This window comes from uncultured Aggregatibacter sp., from assembly GCF_938046485.1.
Classification (GTDB): Bacteria; Pseudomonadota; Gammaproteobacteria; order Enterobacterales; family Pasteurellaceae; genus Aggregatibacter.
On sequence record NZ_CALIWN010000021.1, the window covers coordinates 12,425 to 39,103 of the forward strand.

At 44.6% G+C, this 26,679-nt stretch carries 23 protein-coding genes; 8 read left to right on the forward strand and 15 right to left on the reverse strand.

Annotation, left to right across the window (positions count from 1 at the left end; translation table 11 throughout):
* Positions 1-11 precede the first annotated feature (11 nt).
* Together dnaE and apbC are read right to left on the reverse strand one after the other, a co-directional pair.
* Positions 12-3,488 carry a DNA polymerase III subunit alpha gene (gene dnaE / locus Q0203_RS02420; RefSeq protein WP_297929246.1) on the reverse strand — a complete coding sequence of 1,159 codons (3,477 nt, stop codon included), beginning with the start codon at positions 3,486-3,488 and terminating at the stop codon, positions 12-14.
* 260 nt (positions 3,489-3,748) lie between these two features.
* Positions 3,749-4,861, reverse strand: coding sequence for an iron-sulfur cluster carrier protein ApbC (gene apbC, locus Q0203_RS02425; protein WP_297929248.1), 1,113 nt, complete (start codon positions 4,859-4,861; stop codon positions 3,749-3,751).
* A gap of 172 nt (positions 4,862-5,033) precedes the next feature.
* On the opposite strand from apbC, the gene metG reads away from it, so the two are divergent.
* A complete protein-coding gene (gene metG / locus Q0203_RS02430; protein ID WP_297929250.1) occupies positions 5,034-7,094 on the forward strand; it encodes a methionine--tRNA ligase in 2,061 nt (686 codons plus the stop codon).
* Between the two features lie 133 nt (positions 7,095-7,227).
* Here metG and iscX read toward each other — a convergent pair whose 3' ends face one another.
* The 9 genes from iscX to trmJ all read right to left on the reverse strand — a co-directional run bounded on the left by iscX (position 7,228) and on the right by trmJ (position 13,672).
* Positions 7,228-7,422, reverse strand: coding sequence for a Fe-S cluster assembly protein IscX (iscX, locus tag Q0203_RS02435; protein WP_109063603.1), 195 nt, complete (start codon positions 7,420-7,422; stop codon positions 7,228-7,230).
* Entirely contained in the window at positions 7,422-7,763 is a 342-nt protein-coding gene (gene fdx / locus Q0203_RS02440; RefSeq protein WP_297929253.1) for an ISC system 2Fe-2S type ferredoxin, read from the reverse strand. Before fdx ends, iscX begins: the two co-directional genes overlap by 1 nt.
* Positions 7,764-7,773: 10 nt before the next feature.
* Complete coding sequence (gene hscA, locus Q0203_RS02445; protein WP_297929255.1) at positions 7,774-9,633, reverse strand: Fe-S protein assembly chaperone HscA; 1,860 nt, start codon at positions 9,631-9,633, stop codon at positions 7,774-7,776.
* Positions 9,634-9,656: 23 nt separating this feature from the next.
* Positions 9,657-10,178, reverse strand: coding sequence for a Fe-S protein assembly co-chaperone HscB (hscB, locus tag Q0203_RS02450; RefSeq protein WP_297929257.1), 522 nt, complete (start codon positions 10,176-10,178; stop codon positions 9,657-9,659).
* Positions 10,179-10,189: 11 nt separating this feature from the next.
* The gene (gene iscA, locus Q0203_RS02455; RefSeq protein ID WP_021616853.1) at positions 10,190-10,513 is read right to left on the reverse strand and encodes an iron-sulfur cluster assembly protein IscA; all 324 of its coding nucleotides are present in this window, start codon (positions 10,511-10,513) and stop codon (positions 10,190-10,192) included.
* A 189-nt stretch (positions 10,514-10,702) separates the two neighbouring features.
* Positions 10,703-11,086: a Fe-S cluster assembly scaffold IscU gene (gene iscU, locus Q0203_RS02460; protein ID WP_021616852.1), complete on the reverse strand. Its 384-nt coding sequence runs from the start codon at positions 11,084-11,086 to the stop codon at positions 10,703-10,705.
* A 57-nt stretch (positions 11,087-11,143) separates the two neighbouring features.
* On the reverse strand, positions 11,144-12,358 hold the full coding sequence (locus tag Q0203_RS02465; RefSeq protein WP_297929260.1) for an IscS subfamily cysteine desulfurase: 1,215 nt from the start codon (positions 12,356-12,358) through the stop codon (positions 11,144-11,146).
* 37 nt (positions 12,359-12,395) lie between these two features.
* The gene (gene iscR, locus Q0203_RS02470) at positions 12,396-12,878 is read right to left on the reverse strand and encodes a Fe-S cluster assembly transcriptional regulator IscR (protein ID WP_021616850.1); all 483 of its coding nucleotides are present in this window, start codon (positions 12,876-12,878) and stop codon (positions 12,396-12,398) included.
* A gap of 74 nt (positions 12,879-12,952) precedes the next feature.
* Positions 12,953-13,672 (reverse strand): tRNA (cytosine(32)/uridine(32)-2'-O)-methyltransferase TrmJ, encoded by a 720-nt coding sequence (gene trmJ, locus Q0203_RS02475; RefSeq protein WP_297929354.1) that lies wholly within the window; start codon positions 13,670-13,672, stop codon positions 12,953-12,955.
* Positions 13,673-13,825: 153 nt separating this feature from the next.
* Between trmJ and suhB the strand changes: the two genes are divergently transcribed.
* Together suhB and Q0203_RS02485 are read left to right on the forward strand one after the other, a co-directional pair.
* Positions 13,826-14,626: an inositol-1-monophosphatase gene (gene suhB / locus Q0203_RS02480; RefSeq protein WP_297929262.1), complete on the forward strand. Its 801-nt coding sequence runs from the start codon at positions 13,826-13,828 to the stop codon at positions 14,624-14,626.
* 451 nt (positions 14,627-15,077) lie between these two features.
* Positions 15,078-16,664: a carbon starvation protein A gene (locus tag Q0203_RS02485; protein ID WP_297929264.1), complete on the forward strand. Its 1,587-nt coding sequence runs from the start codon at positions 15,078-15,080 to the stop codon at positions 16,662-16,664.
* A 131-nt stretch (positions 16,665-16,795) separates the two neighbouring features.
* Here the strand turns inward: Q0203_RS02485 and nagK are convergent, their stop codons facing one another.
* Both nagK and Q0203_RS02495 read right to left on the reverse strand, forming a co-directional pair.
* Entirely contained in the window at positions 16,796-17,710 is a 915-nt protein-coding gene (nagK, locus tag Q0203_RS02490; protein WP_297929266.1) for an N-acetylglucosamine kinase, read from the reverse strand.
* A 52-nt stretch (positions 17,711-17,762) separates the two neighbouring features.
* Positions 17,763-18,506 (reverse strand): phosphatase PAP2 family protein, encoded by a 744-nt coding sequence (locus Q0203_RS02495; protein WP_297929356.1) that lies wholly within the window; start codon positions 18,504-18,506, stop codon positions 17,763-17,765.
* 73 nt (positions 18,507-18,579) lie between these two features.
* Here Q0203_RS02495 and ribA point away from each other — a divergent pair, with 73 nt between their 5' ends.
* The 5 genes from ribA (at position 18,580) to parC (ending at position 25,344) form a co-directional block, all read left to right on the forward strand.
* The gene (ribA, locus tag Q0203_RS02500; protein ID WP_295976339.1) at positions 18,580-19,233 is read left to right on the forward strand and encodes a GTP cyclohydrolase II; all 654 of its coding nucleotides are present in this window, start codon (positions 18,580-18,582) and stop codon (positions 19,231-19,233) included.
* A 211-nt stretch (positions 19,234-19,444) separates the two neighbouring features.
* Entirely contained in the window at positions 19,445-20,395 is a 951-nt protein-coding gene (locus tag Q0203_RS02505; protein ID WP_297929268.1) for a bile acid:sodium symporter family protein, read from the forward strand.
* Positions 20,396-20,530: 135 nt separating this feature from the next.
* Positions 20,531-22,429: a DNA topoisomerase IV subunit B gene (parE, locus tag Q0203_RS02510; RefSeq protein ID WP_297929270.1), complete on the forward strand. Its 1,899-nt coding sequence runs from the start codon at positions 20,531-20,533 to the stop codon at positions 22,427-22,429.
* Between the two features lie 13 nt (positions 22,430-22,442).
* Positions 22,443-23,003, forward strand: a complete 561-nt coding sequence (locus Q0203_RS02515) for a DUF805 domain-containing protein (RefSeq protein WP_297929272.1) — start codon at positions 22,443-22,445, stop codon at positions 23,001-23,003.
* 85 nt (positions 23,004-23,088) lie between these two features.
* The gene (gene parC / locus Q0203_RS02520) at positions 23,089-25,344 is read left to right on the forward strand and encodes a DNA topoisomerase IV subunit A (protein ID WP_297929274.1); all 2,256 of its coding nucleotides are present in this window, start codon (positions 23,089-23,091) and stop codon (positions 25,342-25,344) included.
* A gap of 162 nt (positions 25,345-25,506) precedes the next feature.
* Here the strand turns inward: parC and Q0203_RS02525 are convergent, their stop codons facing one another.
* Both Q0203_RS02525 and Q0203_RS02530 read right to left on the reverse strand, forming a co-directional pair.
* Positions 25,507-25,923, reverse strand: a complete 417-nt coding sequence (locus Q0203_RS02525; RefSeq protein ID WP_021617006.1) for a nuclear transport factor 2 family protein — start codon at positions 25,921-25,923, stop codon at positions 25,507-25,509.
* Positions 25,924-25,936: 13 nt separating this feature from the next.
* On the reverse strand, positions 25,937-26,647 hold the full coding sequence (locus Q0203_RS02530; RefSeq protein ID WP_297929276.1) for a tetratricopeptide repeat protein: 711 nt from the start codon (positions 26,645-26,647) through the stop codon (positions 25,937-25,939).
* Positions 26,648-26,679 lie beyond the last annotated feature (32 nt).

A 26,679-nucleotide genomic window follows, 5' to 3' on the forward strand; every position in this document is an offset into this window, starting at 1 on the left:
GCCCGCGCCTCTTATTCAAACTCCAATTCCACCGCACTTTCACCAAGCAACGTCACAAGTTCTGTCAGCAATTCATCGGTTGGATTGACCGACCATTGCACGCCCATTTTGACTAAGGCTCTGCCTTGTGGGCTTTGGTAATAAATATGCACCGGCAGGGAATTGCCACTGTAAGGCTGTAAAATCCGTTTAAATTGCTTAATGAATTGCGGTGTGATTTGTTCTTGAGACAGGCAAATCGCAAGGCTTTTCGCATAACGTGCACGCGCTTCATCAATCGTCATCAAATCCCGCACAGACATACGCAAGCCTTGCGAGAAATCGTCAAAACTGACCTGTCCCGACACCACGATCACCTTGTCTTTTTGCAGTTTCTCACCAAATTTATCCAACGTTTCGCCGAACAAAGTCAAATCCAAACGACCGGAGCGATCATCAATGGTGGCAATGCCGATGTGGTTGCCTTTTTTGGTCACGGCAATACGCGTATTCACCACCAAACCGCTGGCGGTGCTCATTTGTCCGCGATAATTCGGCGTTAATTCTTTTAGACGCATTGGGCTATAATGGGACAATTCTTTCAAATAGCGACTCACAGGATGGCTGCTGAGATACAGACCGAGAGTTTCCCGTTCACCGTCTAAAATGGTCTTTTCCGACCAAGGCGCAATGTTGGCATAAGAATGTTCCACTTCCTCGTTGGTTTCTGTCAACACGCCAAACATATCCGTTTGCCCCAAGGCTTCGTCTTTGGCATGTTGATCGGAGGCACGTAGTGCATCTTCCAGATTTTGTTGTAACGCCGCACGATGTGGCCCAAGTTTATCGAAAGCACCGGATTTAATCAGGCTTTCAAAGGTGCGTCGATTGATTTTCTTTAAATCCACGCGGGCACATAAATCAAACAGATTTTTGAAAATACCGTCTTTCTCACGGGCTTCCACCAACGCCGCAATCGGCCCTTCACCCACGCCTTTAATGGCACCGATACCGTACACAATTTCGCCGTTTTCATTGACACTAAAATGATGTTTTCCGGTGTTAATATCCGGCGGAACGACCTTCAAGCCCATGCGCATACATTCGTCATACAAGCCAACGATTTTGTCGGTGTTATCCATTTCCGACGTCATGACTGCCGCCATGAATTCGGCAGGATAGTGTGCTTTCAACCACAGGGTTTGATAAGACACCAAGGCATAGGCGGCAGAGTGCGATTTGTTAAAGCCATAGCCCGCAAATTTTTCCACCAAATCGAAGATTTTCATAGCAAGATCGCCGTCCACACCATTTTTGATGGCGCCTTCTTTAAATACGGAACGCTGCTTCGCCATTTCTTCCGGCTTTTTCTTACCCATCGCACGACGCAATAAGTCCGCACCGCCTAGCGTGTATCCTGCCAACACTTGCGCAATTTGCATAACCTGTTCTTGATACAAAATAATGCCGTAGGTCGGTTCCAAAATCGGTTTGAGGGATTCATGTTGATAGTTCGCATCAGGGTAAGACACTTCTTCGCGCCCGTGTTTACGGTCGATAAAGTTGTCCACCATGCCCGATTGTAACGGGCCGGGACGGAATAACGCCACCAACGCGATAATATCTTCAAAACAGTCCGGCTTAAGGCGCTTAATCAAATCTTTCATGCCGCGCGATTCCAACTGGAACACTGCCGTGGTTTCGGCATTGAGCAACACTTCAAAAGATTGATGATCATCCAATGGAATGGCATTGATATCCACCAACGGTTTGCCTTCTTTTTCCATGCGCGCGTTAATCATATCCAGCGCCCATTTGATGATGGTTAAAGTACGCAGACCTAAGAAGTCAAACTTCACCAAACCGGCGTATTCCACGTCATTTTTATCAAAGTGGGTGACCGGATGTTTACCTTCCGAATCACAATACAGCGGCGAGAAATCCGTGATTAGCGTCGGCGAAATTACCACTCCTCCGGCATGCTTACCGGCATTTCGAGTGACCCCTTCCAACTTGCGTGCCATGTCAATAATGGCACGAACTTCTTCGTCGGCATCGTAAATTTCTTGCAGTTTTGGCTCGGCTTCAAACGCTTTGGCAAGTGTCATACCGGGATCAGGCGGTACTAGTTTAGAAATACGATCCACAAAACCATAAGGTTGTCCCAGCACCCGCCCTACATCGCGAATCGCCGCTTTTGCCGCCATGCTACCGAAGGTAATAATTTGCGACACCGCACCGCGTCCATACATTTCGGCGACGTGTTCAATCACGCGGTCACGCCCGTCCATACAGAAGTCCACGTCAAAGTCAGGCATGGAAACCCGTTCCGGATTAAGGAAACGCTCAAAAAGCAAATCGAATTCTAACGGATCCAAATCGGTAATTTTTAGCGCATAAGCCACTAAAGATCCTGCCCCGGAACCTCGTCCCGGCCCCACAGGGATATCGTTATCTTTTGACCATTGAATAAACTCCATCACGATCAAAAAGTAACCCGGAAAACCCATTTGGTTGATGACATCCAGTTCCACCTGCAAGCGTTCATCATATTCTGGGCGGCGTGCTGCACGCTCGTTTTCATCAGGGAATAACACCTTGAGACGCGCTTCCAAGCCTTCTTTGGCGCGTTTCACAAGGTAATCTTCGGTGCTTAAATCACCGGTTGGAAATTTCGGTAAGAAATATTCACCCAATCGAATGGTGACATTACAGCGTTGTGCAATCAGTAGCGTATTCTCCAATGCGCTAGGCACATCGGCAAAAAGCTCGCACATTTCTTGCTCGGAGCGAAAATATTGTTGATGGGTATAAAGTTTTGGGCGTTTCGGATCGTCTAACGTGAAACCGTTATGAATCGCTACACGAATTTCATGGGCTTCAAAATCTTCTGCCTGTAAAAAGCATACATCATTGGTCGCCACCACGGGCAACTGTTCCCGTTCAGCCAGCTCTAACGCGGCTTGAATATAACGTTCTTCATCGGGACGACCGGTGCGGGTAAGCGTCAGATAAAAATGATCAGGGAAAAGTTCGTGGTAAAAATCCACCGCACTTTTAAGTTCATCAGTATTGCTACGCAGTAATTTTTTACCTACATCGCCATTGACACCGCCAGATAAAACAATCACCCCGGCACGATGTTCTACTAGCCACTGCTGATCAATATACGGCACATCCGAATAACCGCGCTCATAGGCTTTGGAAAGCAACAAGGTGATATTTTTGTAGCCTTCGTTATTTTTTGCCAATAAGGTTAAACGGAATCTTTCCTCGCCACACAGATCGCTTTGCACCAGCACATCGGCACCGATAATCGGCTTCACGCCGGAAGACAATGCTTCACCGTAAAACCGCACCAAACCGCAGAAATTCGTGAAGTCCGTTAACCCCATCGCCACCATGTTATTTTCCACGCAAGCTTTTACCAACGGTTTCACTTTGGCGATACCGTCAATCATGGAAAAATCACTGTGAACCTGCAAATGAACAAAACGTGGCGGTGACATAAATATCCTTAAAATAACAAAAAGTGCGGTCAAAAAATCCAATGGATCTTGCGCGTTGGCTTGAGCAACGGTGGCAAAGCCATAGTGGGTAATTTTAGCGGTATTTTGGAAAATTGTAGAGAAAAAATACGTGGCTTATGACGTTCTTTCTCGGTATCAAAGGGAGACGGTATGGCATGGTTGAGATAAAAATACGGCGAAAAATACTGAGATTTTTCACCGCACTTTGCTTTTAGGTAAGGTAATTTAATGCAACGTGGTTACTTGACTTCGCGGAACATAATTTCGCTCGGAATCACCGATCCTTGCCAGTAAAGTTCGCTTGCCACTTTTTCGGCCAATTGCATGAAGGATTTGGCAATGTCGTCTTCAGGCGCAGCGATAACTGTCGGTTCGCCGCGATCCAAATCTTGACGCAGGCGAATGTGTAACGGTTGTTGACCTAATACTTTGATGTTGTATTTATCTGCAATGCGCTCTGCACCACCGGTACCGAAAATGGCTTCTTGGTGACCGCAGTTGCTGCAAATGTGCATGGACATGTTTTCCACAATACCTAATACCGGCACGGAAACGCGCTCAAACATGGAAATCCCTTTTACGGCATCCAATAGGGCGATGTCTTGTGGGGTTGTGACAACCACCGCACCTGTCACCGGAATTTGTTGGGATAGGGTAAGTTGAATGTCACCGGTGCCCGGAGGCATGTCGATCACAAGATAATCCAAGTCAGGCCATAGGGTTTCTTGCAAGAGTTGGCTTAATGCGCTACTTGCCATTGGACCGCGCCAAATAGTGGCGTTGTCTTCGTCCATTAAGAAACCAATGGAGTTAGCATACAAGCCGTGCGCTTCGATCGGGGTGATGTGTTGGTTATCCGGTGAGGTTGGGCGTTGATGCGGTGCACCGAGCATGTGTGGAATGGAAGGACCGTAAATATCCGCATCTAAAATCCCTACGCGCGCACCTTGTTGTTGTAATGCAATGGCAAGGTTCACAGAAACGGTAGATTTACCCACGCCGCCTTTACCGGAGCTCACCGCAATAATATTTTTAACGCCTTTCACCGCAGGATGGTTGTTGGCGCGTTTAAGAGTGGCAATTTGATAGTTAAGCTGCCATTTGACATTTTCTACTTCTGCCGCGGCTTTTAATGGTGCGGTTAACGCATCTTTTAATTCGGTAAATGCGGTGTTCCAGGCAAAAGGCATGGACAATTCCACGCGTAAAGTGTTTCCGCCTTTTTCGACTTTTTTCAGCGCGTTGAGTGAAACAAGATCTTTTTGCAGAGTAGCATGTTGAAAGTGTTTAAATAGCTGAACAATCTGTTCCTTTTGCTGTTCCGTTAAATTGTCGGAAAATAATGTCGCCATAATGCTTCCTTTTTTATGTCATAAATTCGTCGGGCGCTATTTAATCATGCACGCCTTTATCTGTTAAGTTAAAAATGCGTAAACTGTGATTAAACTAGAAAAAATACCCTCAATAAGGTAACATAAACGCCAATTTTTTTCTGTATTTTTAAGGATTTTGAAGGTCAATATTATGTCGAATTCCAAGCGTAAAATTTTAGTCACTTGTGCCTTGCCGTATGCCAATGGCCCTATTCATTTAGGTCATATGTTGGAACATATTCAGGCAGACATTTGGGTGCGTTTTCAACGGATGCGTGGCAATGAAATTTATTTTGTATGCGCCGATGACGCACACGGCACACCAATCATGCTAAAAGCCGACCAAATGGGCATTACGCCGGAGCAACTCATTGACGATGTACGCCACAAACATATGGCGGATTTTGCCGGTTTTAACATCAGCTTTGATAACTACCATTCCACCCATAGCGAAGAAAATCGCGAGTTTTCAGAATTTATTTACAACCGTTTAAAAGAAAACGGTTTTATTAAAAGTCGCACCATTTCCCAACTCTATGATCCGGAAAAAGGCATGTTCTTACCCGATCGTTTTGTGAAAGGTACCTGCCCGAAATGTAAATCGCCGGATCAATATGGTGACAACTGCGAAGTGTGCGCGGCAACCTATAGCCCGACAGAGCTCATTAACCCGCGCTCTGTGGTGTCAGGCGCAACGCCGGTCATGAAAGATTCCGAACACTTCTTCTTTGATTTGCCAAGTTTTGAAGCTATGTTGAAAAACTGGTTGGGCTCCGGATCTTTGCAGCCGGAAGTGGTGAATAAAATGCAGGAGTGGTTTGAAGCGGGGCTTCAGCAATGGGATATTTCCCGTGATGCACCCTATTTTGGTTTCCAAATTCCGAATACGGAAGGCAAATATTTCTACGTTTGGTTGGATGCGCCTATCGGTTACATGGCGTCTTTCAAAAATCTGTGCAAACGCGAAAATCATATTGATTTCGACAGTTTCTGGCGCAAAGACAGTGATGCAGAGCTTTATCACTTCATCGGCAAAGACATCATGTATTTCCACAGTCTATTCTGGCCTGCCATGTTAGAAGGTGCCGGTTTCCGTAAACCGAGCAATATTTTTGTGCACGGCTATGTGACGGTGAACGGTGAGAAAATGTCAAAATCCCGCGGTACATTTATTCAAGCAGCAACCTATTTGAAACATTTGGATCCGGAATGTTTACGTTATTACTACGCAGCTAAATTAAGTAATCGCATTGACGATTTGGATTTGAACTTGGAAGATTTTGTTCAGCGTGTGAATACGGATTTGGTGAATAAACTGGTGAATTTGGCTTCCCGCAACGCCGGTTTTATCCAAAAACGTTTTGACGGTAAGCTGGCGGCAGCATTAGATGATCAGGCTTTATTTAATGAGTTTATTGCACAATCAGAGCAAATCGCCGCTTATTATGAAAATCGCGAATTCGGCAAAGCCATTCGTGAAATCATGGCATTAACCGATAAAGCCAATAAATATATTGACGATAAAGCCCCTTGGGTGATTGCGAAAGAAGAGGGCAAAGACGCGGAGTTGCAAGCGGTGTGTTCCATGGGTCTTCAATTATTCCGCGTGCTGATGGGCTATTTGAAACCAGTGTTGCCGAAACTTGCGGAACGTGCAGAGGCCTTCTTGCAAGCAGAATTAACCTGGGCAAATTTAGCGCAGCCTTTATTAAATCACAAAATTGCACCGTTTAAAGCCTTGTTCTCTCGCTTGGATGGTAAACAAATTGAAGCAATGATTGAGGCATCTAAAGCGGAAAATGCGCAAGTGAATGCCGCGCCTGCTGCAAAAAGTGCGGTCAAAAATGCCAATGAATCTGCGGGAGCTATCGAACCAATTGCAGAGACGATCACGATTGATGATTTTGCTAAGTTAGATATGCGCGTGGCGAAAGTATTGAAATGCGAAGCAGTGCCGGAATCTAATAAATTATTGCGTTTTGAACTGGATTTGGGTGATCATAAACGCCAAGTTTTTTCCGGTATTAAAGCCGCTTATGATAAACCGGAAGAGCTGGAAGGACGCTTTGTGATTATGGTGGCAAACCTTGCACCACGCAAAATGAAATTTGGTGTGTCCGAAGGCATGATTTTAAGTGCGGGCACCGGCGGCGCGGATTTATTCCTGTTGTCTGCTGATGCAGGCGTGAAAGCGGGAATGCAGGTGAAGTAAGCATCATTCCACATTGTAGGGACAGACTTGATGTCTGTCCGACAATCTGATGATACGAATAGGACAGGCATAAAGCCTGTCCCCTACGGTTAAAGTTTGCGATTAAAGTGCGGTTGTTTTTCTGAGAGAATTTCTACTCGTACTCTTCTAACCACTTCAGCAAAATAGCTTCTAAAATCCCTTCGTTTGATTTTTGCGGATCATCGTCAAAATCGTCTAACTCACAAATCCAGCGGTGCAAATCGGTAAAACGCACGGTTTTCGGATCCAGCTCCGGATTGTTGTCATACAATGCTTCGGCAATGAGTTGAGCGTCCGTCCATTTCATTAGTGCGCCGCCTCGTTTGCATGGTTAATGTTGTATTTGGGAATTTCGACCACTAAGTCTTCACCCCCAACAATACATTGGCAAGACAAGCGGCTATCCATTTCTAAGCCCCAGGCTTTATCTAACATATCTTCTTCTTGATCGCTTGGTTCATTTAAAGAATCGCCTCCTTCACGCACCACCACATGGCATGTGGTGCAAGCGCAAGAGCCATCGCAAGCGTGGTGAATTTCTACGCCGGCGTTGTGGGCCACTTCAAGCAAATTGTCACCGGCAGCGGCATCAACTACCATGCCTTCCGGGCAAAATTCTTCATTGGGTAAAAAAATCACTTTTGGCATTTGAACATCCTTACTTTCCTACAATATCATCAACGGAGTGACCTGCTAGCGCGGTACGAATGGATTTATCCATACGACGCGCCGCAAATTCCTGCGTTGCTAAATCCAGCGCTTTGATACCTTGTTTGATAGCAAGGGAATCATCCTGCTGTTTTAATTGTTCCAACGAAATAATCGCGTTTTTGACCGCACTTAATTCGTCGTCATCTAATAAATCATAATCCTGTGCCAGAGCCGAGCGCACACTTTCCAGTACACGTTCCGCCTCTACGCGTTGTTCTGCCAATAAACGCGCTTGAATATCCTCTTTGGCATTTTCCATGGAGGCTTTCAGCATGTTGGCAATTTCATCATCTGTTAAACCGTAAGACGGCTTCACCTGAATCGAGGATTGCACGCCAGTGGTTTTTTCCATGGCGGTGACGCTGAGTAATCCATCGGCATCCACTTGGTAGGTGACGCGAATATGTGCTGCGCCCGCCGCCATCGGAGGAATGCCGCGCAACGTGAAGCGTGCAAGAGAACGGCAATCGTTAACTAGTTCCCGTTCACCTTGTACGATATGCACCGACATTGCGGTTTGCCCATCTTTGAAGGTGGTGAATTCTTGCGCACGCGCCACGGGAATAGTGGTGTTGCGTGGAATGATTTTTTCCACTAAACCGCCCATGGTTTCGATGCCAAGGGAAAGCGGAATAACGTCCAATAACAATAGCTCGGAATCCGGTTTATTGCCGGCGAGAATATCCGCTTGAATCGCCGCGCCAAGGGCGACCACTTTATCGGGATCGATAGAGGTCAGTGGTTGTTTTTGGAAAAATTCTCCCACTTGTTCGCGCACATAAGGCACGCGGGTAGAACCGCCTACCATCACCACTTCATTCACGTCTTCCACTTCCACGCCGGCATCTTTTAAGGCACGGCGACAAGCAAGTAGAGAACGTTTAACTAACGGTTGAATCAGTTCGTTAAACTGCTCTCGGCTGATGTTGCCAAGCCAATTACGATACTGAATTTTAGTTTCCGTTACGTTAGTTAATTTCACTTTAACGTGATTGGCTAATTCGATCAGTTCACGATATTGGCTGTCATTTTCCGGTTTTACGGCAGATTGTTCGATAATCCAATCGGCTAAGACCAAATCAAAATCATCACCACCTAGCGCCGTGTCGCCACCGGTCGCCAACACTTCAAACACGCCACGGGAGAGGCGCAAAATGGAAATATCAAAGGTGCCGCCGCCTAAATCATACACGGCAATCACGCCTTCTTGTTCGCTATCCAAGCCGTACGCAATGGCAGCCGCAGTCGGTTCGTTTAATAAACGTAGCACATTAAGTCCCGCTAATTTTGCGGCGTCTTTGGTACTTTGGCGTTGTGCATCATCAAAATAAGCCGGCACGGTGATCACTGCACCTACAAGGTCACCGCCTAAGCGTTGCTCACCAAGTGCGGTCAGTTTTTTCAGTATTTCTGCGGAAATTTCAATCGGACTACGTACACCCTGACGTGTGGCTAATAAAGGCAAACCGTTTTCACTAGCGACAAATTGATAAGGCAAATTCGGATAACGTTGTTGAATATCCGCAAGACTGCGACCGATTAAACGTTTGACGGAAATCACGGTGTTTTGCGGATCCTGCGCCGCAAGTTCGGCGGCTTCGTAACCAACAATCACTTTTTCATCTTTGCCAAAATGCACAACAGAAGGCAATAACGGACGATTTTGTTCGTCTAATAAAATGTCGCTGTGGCCGTTGCGTACGGTGGCAATTAGGGAGTTGGTGGTACCGAGATCGATACCCACGGCAAGTTTTTGTTGATGGGGTGCGGCACTTTGTCCCGGCTCTGCAATTTGAAGTAACGCCATGTTGTTTCTCGATATGCTTTACATTAAAAATCTAAAAGAGTCTCTTCAACTCGCTCAATTTCTGTTTGAAGTTTTTTGATAAAACGTAATTTGTCTGTGATTGCCCGTGCGATATCCCATTGTTGTGCATCAAGTGCGGTGGATAATTCGCTTAAAATGGCATGACGGATTTGGTTAATTTCTTGGGCAAATGCGGTTAATTCATCCGTGTCTTTACGGTTTTCAATATTTTCTAGGGTTTCACGCCATTCCATTTGCTGCATCAGAAAACCAATGTCTTTGTTGCTTTTTTCTTCCGGGTTTTCTTGTTCGCCGGTATTGAGGGCAATGATGCTGTCGGCGCGTGCAATGGGATCTTTTAAAATGCGCAGCGCATCATTAATTTCCGCTGATTTTTGTATCGCAAGACGTTGTTCTTGTGCAGAGGCTGCAGAAAAATTATCCGGATGAAGTGACTTCTGTAGGGCTAAATAACGCTCATTTAATAACGCGCTGTCCACCTGAAAAGCTACGGGCAAATCAAATAAAGCAAAAGGATTATTCATCATCGTCTCAATTACACGTTAAAACTTTCACCGCAACCGCATTCGTCTTTGACGTTCGGGTTGGTAAATTTGAAGCCTTCATTTAGGCCTTCTTTGACAAAGTCTAATTGGGTGCCATCTAAATACACGAGACTTTTGGTGTCCACGATCACTTTTACGCCGTGTTGCTCAAATACCTGATCGTCTTCGTTTAATGTATCCACGAATTCCAGCATATAAGACAAGCCGGAGCAGCCGGAGGTTTTGATCCCCAAACGTAAACCAATCCCTTTCCCGCGTTTTTCTAAAAATGTTCTGGCGCGATTTGCTGCGCTTTCGGTTAATGTGACTGACATATTTTATTTCTCCAAAATCAAATGCTACTTAATGGGGGCGCGGTGTTATAAGTAGACGGAAGTAACACTCAGGATATCAAAATACTCTATTCGTCATTATCGTCTTTCCTGATTAAGGAAAAGACAAAGTGCGGTTCGTTTTCTCAGCATTTAAAAAATGCGTTGAAAACTGACCGCACTTTTATTGTCTTAAGAGCCTTTTTTTGCTTTGTAATCAGCAATCGCCGCTTTGATGGCATCTTCTGCCAAAATGGAGCAGTGCACTTTCACCGGTGGTAATTCGAGTTCTTCAGCAATTTGGCTGTTTTTGATCGCGCCTGCTTCTTCTAAGGATTTACCTTTCACCCATTCAGTGATTAAAGAGCTGGAGGCAATGGCGGAGCCACAGCCGTAGGTTTTGAATTTGGCGTCTTCAATAATGCCTTCATCGTTCACACGGATTTGTAATTGCATCACGTCGCCGCACGCCGGTGCGCCGACCATACCGGTGCCGACGGCGCTGTCTTTTTTGTCCATAGAACCCACGTTACGTGGATTTTCGTAATGATCGATCACTTTTTCGCTGTATGCCATTTTTTGTTCCTTTCCTAAAATAATGTATTTATTGGGCGATTTTCACCGCCCGTCAAATTAGTGGGCAGCCCACTCAATGGTGTTTAAGTCGATGCCTTCTTTGAACATGTCCCAAAGCGGAGACAATGCGCGTAATTTTTCTACCGCACCTTTCATTAGGCTGATGGTGTAGTCGATTTCTTCTTCCGTGGTGAAGCGGCCTAAGGTGAAACGAATCGAGCTGTGCGCCAATTCATCATTGCGCCCTAACGCACGTAACACATAAGACGGTTCAAGGCTTGCTGAAGTACAAGCGGAGCCGGAAGATACCGCGATGTCGCGTAATGCCATCATTAAAGACTCACCTTCCACATAATTGAAACTGATGTTGAGGTTGTTGGCAACACGGTGTTCCATGGATCCGTTAACGTAGGTTTCTTCGATGTCTTTTAAACCGTTGTATAAACGATCACGAAGGGCTTTAATGCGTGGAATTTCTGTTGCCATTTCTTCTTTTGCGATGCGATAGGCTTCACCCATACCCACAATTTGGTGGACAGGTAATGTGCCGGAACGCATACCGCGCTCATGGCCACCACCGTGAATAATCGCTTCTAAGCGAATGCGTGGTTTGCGGCGAACGTACAATGCACCGATGCCTTTTGGTCCGTATAATTTATGGCTGGACATCGACATTAAATCCACTGGTAATTCGGCAAGGTTGATCTCCACTTTGCCTACACTTTGAGTCGCGTCCACATGGAAAATGGTTTTGTTGGCGCGGCATAATTCACCGATAGCTTGAATATCTTGAATCACACCGATTTCGTTATTCACGTGCATGATAGAAACTAAAATCGTATCTGGACGAAGTGCTGCTTTGAATTTTTCTAAATCGATTAAGCCGTCAGATTCCGGATCCAAATAGGTGACTTCAAATCCTTCACGTTCTAATTGGCGGCACGTATCCAACACTGCTTTGTGCTCGGTTTTGCAAGTGATAATGTGCTTGCCTTTGGTTTGATAAAAATGCGCTGCACCTTTGATTGCCAAGTTGTCTGATTCTGTTGCACCGGAAGTGAACACAATTTCACGGGAATCCGCACCAATGAGATCAGCAATTTGATTACGCGCAATATCAACGGCTTCTTCTGCTTGCCAGCCAAATTTATGGGAACGCGATGCCGGGTTGCCGAAAACGCCATCGATGGTTAGGTATTCCATCATTTTTTTCGCGACGCGTTCGTCCACCGGACAAGTCGCCGCATAATCCAAATAAATAGGTAATTTCATTATTCACTCCTAAATAGTTTTATTTTAAACCGCACTTCTAGCTATGTTGTGGGGTATTTGTAATCACGAGTAGATTTTCAAAATCCTCGTGTTTATGATGACGAACATTTTGTTTCTCTTTATGTTGAGACACCAATTCCGCCAAAGTAATTTCATTGAGAAAATCGGCAATGCGTTGGCTAAGTTTGTCCCATAATTTGTGTGTGAGACATTCGCTTCCATTTTGGCAATTACCTTTCCCTAGGCATTTGGTGGTATCGATATTTTCATTAACAGCAGCGATGATCATGCCGATGGAAATTTCATCAGGCGCATAACCCAATTTATAACCACCGCCCGGGCCGCGTACGCTTTTAACTAAATGATTGCGACGTAGCTTAGCGAATAATTGTTCTAAGTAAGAAAGAGAAATGTTTTGGCGCTCGGAAATATCAGATAAACTTACGGGCCCATCATTGGCATGAATGGCAATATCGAGAATTGCGGTGACTGCATAACGACCTTTTGAGGTTAATTTCATCTTTTATGTTCCTAAATAATAAACTAAACAAAGAAATCTTACATTGTTGACTTCTACAGTCAACTATTATTCTTTTACGATTTAAGCTTTTTTCTCACCGCACTTAGCATTCCGAGCAGAATATTGAGCTCTGTTTTTTCCAACTCGGCACGACCGTATAAACGACGGAGTTTTTGCATAACCCCTTGATTTTGAATAAAGCCAAGGGATTGATAAAGCTGTTCCGTATGATGATAAAAATATTCCAGCTCCTGCATCGATGGATAAATATCGGCATTGACGGATGTGGCTTTCGTTTCTGTCGTGGTGGCTAAATAAGCCATGCGTATTTCATAACTGATCAATTGCACTGCCATAGCAAGATTAAGCGACGCATAATCAGGATTGGCAGGGATAGTGACGTGATAGTGGCATTTGAGCAATTCTTCATTGGTCAACCCCACACGTTCACGCCCAAAGACAATCGCAACTTTTCCGTTTATTGCATGGTAAATGGCTTTTTCACCACATTCGCGCGGCTCAATGAGCGAGTTTTGCAAATGACGCAATCTTGCGCTGGTACCAATCACTAAAGAACAATCGGCAACCGCTTCGGAAAAAGTGTTGACGACAACCGCACTTTTCACGACATCTTCCGCACCGGCAGCCAGCGCAATCGCTTGATCGTCTATGCCTTGTTTCGGTGCCACCAACACCAAATCGGTTAATCCCATTGTTTTCATTGCCCGCGCTGCAGAGCCGATATTGCCACTGTGCGAGGTTTCAATTAAAACAATTCGAATATTTTCCAACATGATCATTTTTATCTTATTCAATAGCGGGGCGTATTCTACCATAAATACCCCTTGTTTTTAGTCAACAATTCTAAAAATTTTTCTGATAGCTATTTTCTTTTAAATCTCTTATAATTTCGCACCTAAATTGTTCTTTAAAATCCGGTGGAATCTATGAATCCTATGTTAAATATCGCGATTCGTGCAGCACGAAAAGCAGGCAATATTATTGCAAAAAATTATGAGCGTCGTGACGACATTATCACGATGGAAAAAGGTAAAAACGATTATGTGACTAATGTCGATAAAGCTTCGGAAGAAGCGATTATTGAGGTCATCAAAAAATCTTACCCTAACCACACCATCATCACTGAAGAAAGCGGTGCATTAGAAGGCAGTGATAACGATGTTCAATGGGTGATTGATCCGCTGGATGGCACCACAAACTTTGTAAAAGGTTTGCCTCATTTCTCCGTTTCTATTGCTATTCGTGTTAAAGGCCGCACCGAAGTTGGCGTGGTTTACGATCCTATCCGTAATGAATTATTCACTGCCGTACGCGGTGAAGGCGCAAAATTAAATGACCTGCGTTTACGCGTGGAAAATAAGCGTGATTTATCCGGCGCTGTACTTGCCACAGGTTTTCCGTTTAAACAAGCTAAATATATGCCAATGCAATTTCGCATGATGGAAAGTCTTATTCAAGAGGTGGCGGATTTTCGTCGTACCGGTTCTGCAGCGTTAGATCTTTGCTATGTGGCAGCCGGTCGTGTTGACGGCTATTTTGAATATGGCATTAAAGCCTGGGATGTGGCTGCGGGCGATTTAATCGTTCGTGAGGCAGGCGGTATCGTGACTGACTACAATGCCGGTCATAGTTACTTAAAAGCCGGCCATATTGTTGCCGCAGCACCACGCGTGTTAAAAGAAATGTTGAATAAAATTCAGCCTTGCTTAGCCGAAGATTTAAAATAAGACGAAAATCGACCGCACTTTCCACCGCAAAGTGCGGTCGTTTTTTTACGTTCCGTACGTGGTTTGTTCGTGCATCAAGATGCACGCTACGCACGAAATCGCGAATTACGCATCGAGGTTAATTATTCGTGCAACAAGTTGCACGCTACGCACAAAATCGTGAATTACGCATCGAGGTTAATAATTATTCGTGCAACAAGTTGCACGCTACGAGGAAGGACTCCATACGCATAGCGTATGGTTTTTATAGCCAGACTTTGGCTGGCTATAATAAAAAACGTGACAGCCATCACATTTCAAAAAGATATTTCCCGCCGATAGATTGCTGTCTGTTTACATCATTCGCCCACCACCCTACAATAGCGCCGCCTTACTCACTTTTGAGTAAATCGTTTAAATATCAATCTGAACCTGTTGTGTTGTAACCGGTTCTTCATATAGGAACTCTCATATGTTATGGTTTTTCTTCTGTATTTTGATGCTGCTTTTAGGCTACTTTGTTTATGGCAAAATCATTGAAAAGATTTTTGTCATTAATCCTAAGCGCCAAACACCTGCCTACCAAGTCAATGACGGCGTGGACTATATGCCCATGTCTAAAACCAAAATTTGGTTAATTCAATTATTAAACATTGCCGGTACCGGTCCGATCTTTGGTCCGATTCTCGGTGCGTTATACGGACCTGTCGCTATGTTGTGGATCGTTATCGGATGTATTTTTGCCGGTGCCGTGCATGACTATTTCTGCGGTATGTTAAGTATTCGTCATGGTGGTGCAACCATGCCTTACTTAGCCGGTAAATTCTTAGGCCGTCCGGTAAAAGTTTTTATCAACGTTTTAGCCCTTGTTCTTCTTTTATTAGTTGGCGTTGTCTTCGTTGCCAGCCCGGCACAATTAATGGGTACGATCACCATGGACATCATGGGCGCATCTCAAGGCGCATTGCAATTAGGCGATGCCGAAGCGGTTCACAAGGCTGTTGAAGCCGGTGGTTTGACAGTTTGGGGAATGGATAAAGCCACCATCGTTGCTGTATGGACTGCCATTATCTTCGCTTACTACATTCTTGCTACCTTGTTACCTATTGACAAAATTATCGGTCGAATTTACCCACTCTTTGGTGCGTTATTGCTCTTCATGTCCGTGGGTATGGTGTACGGTTTAGTGTCTGCCCATTTCAGTGCAGTAGATCCTATCGAATTCTTCCGTACGATTGATGCAGATGGTCAAGGTTTAACCTTAGAGAAATTCACACAAAACTTCCAAGTGAAAGGTGATGTACCGATTTGGCCATTATTGTTCTTAACCATTTCTTGTGGTGCATTATCCGGTTTCCACGCAACACAAACGCCATTAATGGCACGTTGTGCTGAAAATGAAAAAGAAGGTCGTTTCATTTTCTATGGTGCGATGATTGCTGAAGGTATTATTGCATTAGTATGGTGTATGGTGGGTCTTGCATTCTATGAAAACCCGCAAGCGTTACAAGATGCGATCGCCGCAGGTTCACCATCTAAAGTAGTATATGACAGCTCATTACACTTCTTAGGTTTCGTTGGTGGTATCTTTGCAGTGTTAGGTGTCGTTGTACTTCCAATTACTTCCGGTGATACGGCATTCCGTGCAGCGCGTTTACAATTAGCGGAAATTTTCAAAATTGATCAACGTTCATTGACAAAACGTTTGTTCATTGCCGTGCCATTGTTCGTATTAGGTTATTTTGTTTCAACCATTGACTTCAGCGTGTTATGGCGTTACTTCACTTGGGCAAACCAAATGACGGCAATGGTGATGTTATGGACAGCGGCAGCTTATTTATACCGCTATCATAAATTTCACTGGGTGGCATCTATCCCTGCATGGTTTATTACCACTGTCTGTGCAACCTATTTGTATTACAACAAAATCGGTTTCGGGTTAGACTATCAATTGTCCGTTTACCTCGGCTTTGCGACAACGATTGTTTGTGTTGTGTTGTTCTTCGCGTTGGTTAAACGCTCCGGCGAAGTGGATCCGGAAGCCTTAGTTAATACATAGGCGAAATAAACAAGCGCTTCCGCCAAATCGTAACGAACAAGTTGCACACAATTCTGACGGAAGCCAAATAACCGATAAAAAAATAGCACCATTTTAGGTGCTATTTTTTATTTAACGAGGAGATTAACAGATTAACGCGATAAAAATAACGCTGCCGCGCCACGTACGCCGCCGGAATCACCGTATTTGGCTTTTTTAATCACCGGTACTTTGGCGCTACGCATCAAATGCGGTGGTAACGCTTTTGGCAACGCTTCGTATAAATAATCGAAATTGGATAATCCCCCACCAAGCACCACAAGATGCGGATCGAAAGCCGTAATAATGTTGCCGATAGAAATCGCCGCAAGCTCCACAAAAACGCCGACAAAATCCACCGCACTTTTATCACCGGCATAGAAACGTTGAATGATTTCTTTTGCCGCTAACGCTTCGCCTTTCAAATCACGGTATAGCATTTCAAAACCACGGCCGGATAAATAAGTATCCAAACAAGCTTTATTGCCGCAACCGCAATCATAAATCGGTGCCTTATCCCAACCGAGCAGTTTTAACGCGTGGTAGTTCAGTTGTAAATGCCCTAATTCGCCTGCCATACCGGTTTGACCTGAGTAAACTTTTCCGTTAATCACAAAACCGCCACCAAATCCGGTTCCCAAGATTAGGCCTAACACAGAAGGATACTGCGCATTTTCTGCATCCCATGCTTCCGATAAGGCAAAGCAGTTTGCATCATTTTCAGCCCGCACTTCACGCTCTAACAATGCGGATAAATCACGCAAAATCGGTTTATTGTCCGCCACGCGAATATTGGTAATTTCCGCAATACCGGTGGATTGATTCACAAACCCCGGAATGCCTAATCCCACCGACCCTTTACAGCCAAATTTTTCATCGGCTTTTTTCACTAAATGAACAATGGTATTTAACCAATCTTCATAACTGCTTTTCGGTGTTTCCACACGTTCGGAATATTGTTTTTCCAACTGAGAATTGAACACTGCCAATTCAATTTTGGTTCCGCCGATATCTAATCCGTACAGCATTTGATGCTCCTTTAAAAATACCTAAAAAAACAACCGCACTTTTGGCTAAAAATTAGTGCTCCACCGGCTTAAAATAATTTTTCTTAGCCAAAAATTGAAAAATCCCTAAATGAATGAGCCAAGCAATCATAATAGAAATCAACAAATCAATTGGGTAATGCATACCGAAACGTAAGCGGCTGATGAGCATAAAAATCGCCCAAAGGCTCATAAAACCGACCAATACTTTTGCACGGCGGCTTTTGTTACCGATTAATTGCATGAAGCCCACCGCCAACATGAGCCAACTGGCAGCAAAAATGGTATGACCGGAAGGAAAAGAATACCCGACTTCTGCAGCATAATGCCCCTTGATCCATTCCGGCACATTACGTTGTGTTTGATAGAATTGGTCAACAATTTGCGCTCGTGCTTGACGATCTTGTGCATAAAACGCATCGGCACTGCTGCCGGTTTGTTCGGTGACATACGTCACGAAAGGACGCGGTTCGGAAAAGGCATTTTTTAAGCCGGATTTCACACCTTGGGTGATGACCATGGAAAAAGCCATAACAGCAACAGCTAAAATCCATTGTTTACGATTGGAAAATAATGGTAAAAATAGCAACGCAAAGACGCCGCAAGTAATGATGGCGTAAGGCACACTGCCGCTTTCCGTTAACCAATATAAAGGATGTTCGTAGCTCTCGAAGACGATATTGCCATTCCACTGCCAAGCGGACAGCCAGACAAAAAGAGGGACAAGGCAAAGCAATAATGTATATAATGACAATCTTTTTAACATATTTATAACCATAAATGATAATCGGACTGCCATTTTATCATCAGAACTCACTAAAAGAAAAAGAATCAGGACAAAAGGACAAGTTATGGCAAAAATTGAACTGGTCGCCCAAGCCAATTTACCGACAGAATTCGGTTTATTTAAAATCGTGGGCTTTGAATTTCCGGACACTAAAAAAGAACACGTTGCTCTCGTTTTAGGCGATATTCGCAACAGTGATGAGCCTGTATTGGCACGCATTCATTCCGAATGTTTAACCGGCGATGCATTGCACAGTTTGAAATGCGATTGCGGTTTCCAACTGGCTGCCGCGTTGCGTCAAATTAATCAAGAAGGACGAGGCGTATTAATTTATCATCGTGAAGAAGGACGCGGCATTGGGCTAATTAACAAAATCCGCGCGTATTCCCTGCAAGATCAAGGCATGGACACAATCGAAGCCAATCTTGCTTTAGGGTTTGCCGCTGATGAACGAAATTTCAGCGTGTGTGCCGATATTTTTGATTTACTTGGCGTAAAAAAAATTCGCTTGCTAACCAATAATCCGGAAAAAATCGACACCATGAAACAAGCCGGTATTAATGTCGTGGAACGCGTACCGCTAAACGTAGGTGAAAATCGTTACAACACCGCTTATCTGGATACCAAAGCTAAAAAAATGGGCCATTTTATTGTGCATAACGGTGAACAGCATTTAATGGAATGCCCGTATTGCCAAGAAGAAGTCCCGAAAAAATAAGCGAAAAAACGACCGTACTTCTCTGATAGATCAGATAGAAAATAGCTCGTTTCTCCCGAGCTATTTTTTTGACACAAGGCAATGCGCATTTATTTTATGCATTGATTAACTTCGTTCTAAAAAATCCATGAAAAACCTTTGTATTCCCCGTCAAATTTCTGTTATTTTTAACCTCTTTTTACTACTCGGTATGTTTATTTAAGGAAAATTTATGCCATATTTGCTCAAATTAACCCAATTTGTGAGTAAAACCTTTGCACTTTGGGTACTACTCTTTGCGTTCCTCGCGTTTGTTTCACCGGAAGCCTTCCTCGAAATCCGCGGATATATCCCTTACTTACTGGGCATTGTCATGTTTGGTATGGGCATTACGCTCACCTTTAACGATTTCAGCGAAGTCGTTAAGCACCCGAAATCCGTCATTGTTGGTGTGGTTGGACAGTTTGTGATCATGCCGGCTATCGCGTTTGCATTAGCAAAAGTCTTTGCGCTCCCAACGGATTTAGCCATCGGTGTGATTCTGGTAGGCGCTTGCCCGGGCGGCACCTCCTCCAACGTGATGACCTATTTAGCGAAAGGCAACACTGCACTTTCTGTCGCTTGCACCACCATTTCCACCTTGCTGGCACCGTTATTAACGCCGGTCATTTTCTATGTACTAGCCAGCCAATGGATTGATATTGATGCCTCCGCTATGTTTGCCTCGGTATTAAAAATGGTGCTCTTCCCAATTTTCTTAGGTTTAGTCATTCGCGCCTTATTAAAAAAACAAATGGCCCAAATCAGTCAAACCATGCCGTTGGTTTCAGTGATTGCCATTGTATTAATCCTTGCCGCCGTCGTCGCCGGTAGCAAAGACAAAATCATTGATTCCGGTCTATTAATTTTCGGTGTTGTTGTCTTGCACAACTGCCTTGGTTATCTCGTTGGGTTTCTCGCTGCCAAAGCCTTACGACTCAATAACTACGATAGCAAAGCGATTGCCATTGAAGTGGGGATGCAAAACTCCGGTCTAGGTGCTGCCTTAGCCACCGCGCACTTTAATCCGATTGCCGCAGTGCCAAGTGCCGTTTTCAGTTTTTGGCACAATGTTTCCGGCCCGATATTAGCCAACTATTTCTCCACGCTGAAAAATCAGCATGACGAAGATCCGTCATCATAATCCAAAGTTCTGCTAATACGACCGCACTTACCTCTCCCTCCTTTCGACAAAACCGGTAAGTGCGGTTAAAAACCCCGTTGTTTTTTGCTATAATCTCGCGCAATTTTGCTTCCAAGATTTTATGAATAAATGACTATGACAACGAATTATTCCGCCAACGAAATCACCGTTTTAAAAGACCTTGAACCGGTACAACTCCGCCCGGGCATGTACACCGATACCACACGCCCAAATCATCTCGCACAAGAAGTTATCGACAACAGCGTGGACGAAGCCCTTGCCGGTTTTGCCACAAAAATCGAAGTGATTTTGCATAAAGATCAATCCATTGAAGTGATCGATAACGGACGCGGTATGCCGGTGGATATTCACCCGGTGGAGAAAGTATCCGGCGTAGAAGTCATTCTGAGTAAACTGCACGCCGGCGGTAAATTCTCCAATAAAAATTACACCTTCTCCGGTGGTTTGCATGGGGTGGGAATTTCTGTGGTGAACGCCTTATCCGAGCGGGTTGATGTCACCGTTAAACGTAACGGCGAAGTGTATAAAATCGCCTTTGAAAATGGCAAAAAAGTGGAAGACCTCACCATTATTGGCACTTGCGGTCGCCGCACGACCGGCACTACAGTGCATTTCAAACCGAATCCGAAGTATTTCGACAGCGAAAAATTCTCCGTCAGCCGTTTGCGTCATTTACTCCGCGCCAAAGCCGTGTTGTGCTCGGGGCTTGAAATTAAATTTATCGATAAAGTGAATGACACCGAAGACACTTGGCTTTATCAAGACGGCTTGAACGACTATTTAATGGAAGCGGTAAACGGTTTAATCACCTTACCGGAACAACCGTTCATCGGTGAATTTAAGGGCGAAAAAGAAGCGGTGTCTTGGGCGTTATTATGGTTGCCGGAAGGTGGAGAACTCATCGGCGAAAGCTATGTAAACCTGATTCCGACCGCACTTGGCGGCACACACGTCAACGGTTTGCGTCAAGGGTTATTGGATGCCATGCGTGAGTTCTGCGAATTCCGCAATTTATTGCCGCGCGGCGTGAAACTCACCGCTGACGACTTATGGGATCGTTGTGCTTATGTGCTGTCCCTTAAAATGCAAGATCCACAATTCGCCGGACAAACCAAAGAACGCCTTTCCTCTCGTCAAAGTGCGGTGTTTATTGGCGGCGTTGTGAAAGATGCTTTCAGTTTGTGGCTCAATCAAAACGTTCAAACTGCCGAATTATTGGCGGATATGGCGATCAGTTCCGCCCAACGCCGTTTGCGTGCAGCGAAGAAAGTGGTGCGTAAAAAACTGGTGAGCGGCCCTGCGCTACCGGGCAAACTCGCCGACTGTAGCTCACAAGATCTCAATTTAACCGAATTATTCCTCGTAGAAGGGGATTCTGCCGGCGGTTCTGCCAAGCAAGCACGGGAACGTGAATACCAAGCGATTCTGCCATTGCGCGGTAAAATCTTGAACACGTGGGAAGTCTCACCGGAGCAAGTGTTAGCCTCACAAGAAGTGCATGACATTGCCGTGGCACTCGGTATTGACCCCGACAATGATGATTTATCCCAATTGCGCTACGGGAAAGTCTGTATTCTCGCCGATGCGGATTCGGATGGTTTACACATTGCCACCCTACTTTGCGCCCTCTTCCTACGCCATTTCCCGAAACTGGTAGAACAAGGCCATGTGTATGTGGCGATGCCACCGCTCTATCGAATCGACTTAGGCAAAGAAGTCTTCTATGCCCTAGATGAAAGCGAAAAAGACGCTATTTTGGATCGTCTCAAAGGAAAAAAAGGCAAGCCAAACGTACAGCGTTTTAAAGGACTGGGTGAAATGAACCCAATGCAATTACGCGAAACCACGATGGATCCGAATACCCGTCGTTTAGTGCAACTCACCTTTGAAGCGCAAGGCGAAGAAAGCCAAGAAACAATGGAAACTATGGATATGCTACTGGCCAAAAAACGCGCTGAAGACCGTAAAAATTGGTTGCAAGCGAAAGGGGATCAAGTGGATTTATCCGTATAATTAGGAGCAAAATATGGATTCTATTATTTCTTATTTTTTAATTTGCTGGCAAAAAATATTTGATTATAAAGGAAGAGCTAGACGGTTAGAGCTGGGTTCATTTATTCTTCTAACTATCATTATGGCTGCCGGATTCCAAATTACTGAACAATTCATCAAAGAATATATATATTCTTATTCTGATTTATTGCATTTCGATATTTTTAATATAACGACTAAAGATGATTATGTAACTAAACAACATATTTTTACTTTACATACAACAAGTTACGTTTATTTACTTCTAAGTATCATCCCATTGCTATCAACCACCGCGAGAAGACTGCAAGATCTCAATAAATCTAAATACTGGATTCTATATCTACTCTTTCCATTCTGGATGATTTTAATTGCCTTTATTGGATTATTTATCAAACTAAAATTTGGCACAGATATTTTAAATATACCATGGCTAGAAAAATACTGGCTTTACATCATAGTACCTTTCTTACTTTATGAAATTTTATTAATCTTAAAACTATTATTTCAAGAAGGTGAATCTGAGGAAAACCAATATGGTCAATCTCCAAAATAATTAAAAACAACCAAAGAAAAATAGGTTTCCCATCAGGCAAAAACCGATAGAAATTAATACAAAATTTAGTAAACAAGAAAATCAAATGACAACAGACTCCATCAACTACGAAGGCATTGAACAAATGCCACTACGCCACTTCACCGAAAGAGCGTACCTCAACTACTCCATGTACGTCATCATGGATCGCGCCTTGCCGTTTATCGGCGATGGTTTGAAACCGGTACAGCGACGCATTATTTATGCCATGTCCGAGCTTGGGCTGAATGCAGCGGCAAAATATAAAAAATCTGCCCGTACTGTGGGGGATGTGTTGGGTAAATTCCACCCGCACGGTGATAGCGCTTGCTATGAAGCCATGGTGTTGATGGCGCAGCCCTTCTCTTACCGTTACCCATTGGTTGACGGGCAAGGCAACTGGGGTGCGGTGGACGATCCGAAATCTTTCGCGGCAATGCGTTATACGGAATCCCGTTTATCTAAAATTTCAGAAGTTCTATTGGCGGAGCTCGGTCAAGGCACCGTGGATTACCAACCGAACTTTGACGGCACCTTAGAAGAACCGCAATATTTGCCGGCACGTTTACCACATATTTTACTCAACGGCACAACAGGGATCGCGGTAGGGATGGCAACGGATATTCCTCCGCACAACATTAATGAAATCGCCGATGCTGCAGTGATGTTGTTGGATAATCCGAAAACGACCTTGGATGATTTGTTGACTGTGGTACAAGGTCCGGATTTCCCGACAGAGGCGGAAATCATTTCGCCGAAAGAAGAAATTTGCAAAATATATCAACAAGGTCGCGGCTCTATCAAAATGCGCGCCGCATGGAAGAAAGAAGACGGGGAAATCATTATCAGTGCCCTGCCGCACCAAGCCTCGCCATCCAAAGTGATTGCGCAAATTGCCGAGCAAATGACCGCGAAAAAATTGCCGATGGTAGAAGATATTCGTGATGAAGCAGATCATGAAAATCCGGTACGCATTGTGATCGTGCCGCGTTCGAATCGAGTAGATACCGATGCCATGATGGCGCATTTATTTGCCACCACCGATTTAGAAAAAAGCTATCGTGTCAACATGAACATGATTGGTTTGGATTACAAACCAGCAGTGAAAAATTTGTTGGAAATCCTCACTGAGTGGCTGACTTTCCGTCGCACCACCGTGACCCGACGTTTGCAATATCGCTTAGACAAAGTGCTTGCCCGCCTGCATATCTTGCAAGGTTTGATGATTGCTTTTTTAAATATTGATGAAGTCATCGAGATCATCCGCCACGAAGATGAACCGAAAGCCGAATTAATGGCTCGTTTCAACTTAAGTGATGAACAAGCGGAAGCTATTCTGAACTTGCGTTTGCGTCATTTGGCGAAACTGGAAGAACATCAGTTGCAAGCGGAACAAGCTGAACTGGAAAAAGAGCGGTCATCTTTGGAAGAGATTTTAGGCTCCGAACGTCGTTTAAATACGCTGTTGAAAAAAGAAATTCAACAAGATGCCAAAACATACGCCAGCCCTCGTCGTTCGCCGTTAGTTGAACGAGCGGAAGCCAAAGCCATTGCAGAAAACGAAATGCTGCCGACAGAACCGGTGACGGTGATTTTATCGGAAATGGGTTGGGTGCGTTGCGCGAAAGGGCATGACATTGATCCGCAAGGCTTAAGCTACAAAGCCGGCGACAAATATTTGGCGCATGCCTACGGTAAAAGCAATCAACCGGCGGTGTTTATCGACAGCACAGGGCGCAGTTATGCACTGGATCCGCTAAGTCTGCCGTCTGCCCGCTCCCAAGGCGAGCCGCTCACCGGTAAACTTACCCTGCCGGCAGGCGCAACCGTTGATCAGCTACTCATTGAAAATGAAGATCAACCGTTGCTCATGGCATCAGATGCCGGCTATGGCTTTATTTGTAAATTCGCCGATTTAGTCGCTCGTAACAAAGCCGGTAAAGCGCTTATTTCCTTACCGGAAAATGCCAAAGTGTTACCGCCATTAACACTGAAAAATCCGACCGCACTTTTGGTGGCGCTTACCTCCGCCGGTCGAATGCTGATTTTCCCGGTGCAAGATTTACCGGAACTGTCCAAAGGCAAAGGCAACAAAATCGTCACCATTCCATCCGCCAACGCAAAAGCGCGTTCTGAATTGCTGGTGCGGTTATTGTTGATTGAGGAAAATTCCAGCCTGGTCTTCCATTCCGGGAAACGTAAAGTGACCTTAAAACCGGAAGATTTACAGAAATTCCGCGCCGAACGGGGTCGCAAAGGGACGCAGTTACCGCGCGGCTTGCACAGCAACGTGGAAATTGAAGTGGTGACACCGCAGGAATAAAATTCAATACACACGGGGCGCTCATGGCGCCCTTTTCTATCTCAAAGTGCGGTGTTTTTTTCGGTTCACGAAATCGTGAATATACGAAAGGGTTAAATAACATTCCGTGCGTAATTTTCGTGCATCAAGATGCACGCTACGTGAATTGTGCATCGAGGTTAATCACTCGTGCTGCAATCTCGCTAACCCCTGACTAATCAGCAAACATCCTTTCCAGCCCCAATAGATTCTATGTTGTTGAATGAGCCCGTTTTCGATTTCCATCAATTCTAGAATATCAATTTGCTCACCCTCATCCGTTTGCCTTGGATATTCCCAAACTAATAAACGCCCATTTGTGAGATAATCACCACGTCGAAACCATTTAACCAATTCGTTAGGACGACGCTTTGTTCCTTCCTGTAAGAAAAATTTGATGTCATCCTTGCCATTCAGTACGCCATTTGTCCTATCTAAGATAGCCGGAACCAAAGGACTTTCAAATACCGCATGATCCGCGTATAACGCAATTAACGCTTCAACATCCCGCGCTTTCGCATACTCATGCCATTTTTCGTATATGTATCGAATCTCATCCATTTATTGTATCCACTTAACCTTCTAATAACGCCAGACGCTCTTTTGCTTCTTCAGAAAAACGGCTTTTTTGTGCGATTAAATCTTTATAAATAGAAATCGCCATCGGTCGGTTACGTTTTGTGCCTTCGCCTCGTTCATACATTAACGCTAAACGGAAAATGGCTTCCTCATTGCCACGTTTCGCGCCTTTTTCTAACCACCGAAAAGCTTTGCTCAGGCTTTTAATCTTGTCCTCGTTGTAATACAACATGCCTAAAACTAACATGGCATGGGAATCATTGGCTGAGGCGGCTTTTTCCAATAAAGAGATGGCATGCGGAAGATTTTTTTTAATACCATAACCGCCGGCATATAAAATCCCTAAATTTGTTAACGCCATGGCGCTACCTTTTTCGGCCGCTTCACTAAACCACCAATAGGCTTTACCGTAATCTTGTGCCACACCATCACCACGGAAATAAAACCGCCCGAGATCAAGCTGCGCACGACGATCATCTTTCAGCGCCAAAATATGCATGGTATTAAATGCGGTACGTAAATCGCCGGCTTGTAAAAAGCGTTGCGCCAATTCCCTCAACTGGTCGTTCGTTAATTGATTACGTAACAACTTATCCATCTCTTGGACGGTATTTCCAACGGAAATTGGAAGTCCAAGATTGGCGTGGGTGAAACCGCTCAATAACCCGAATACGAGGGCAATATATTTCAATTGTTTTTTCATCATCTGTCTATCTTTTCATCATCTCTCTATTTTTC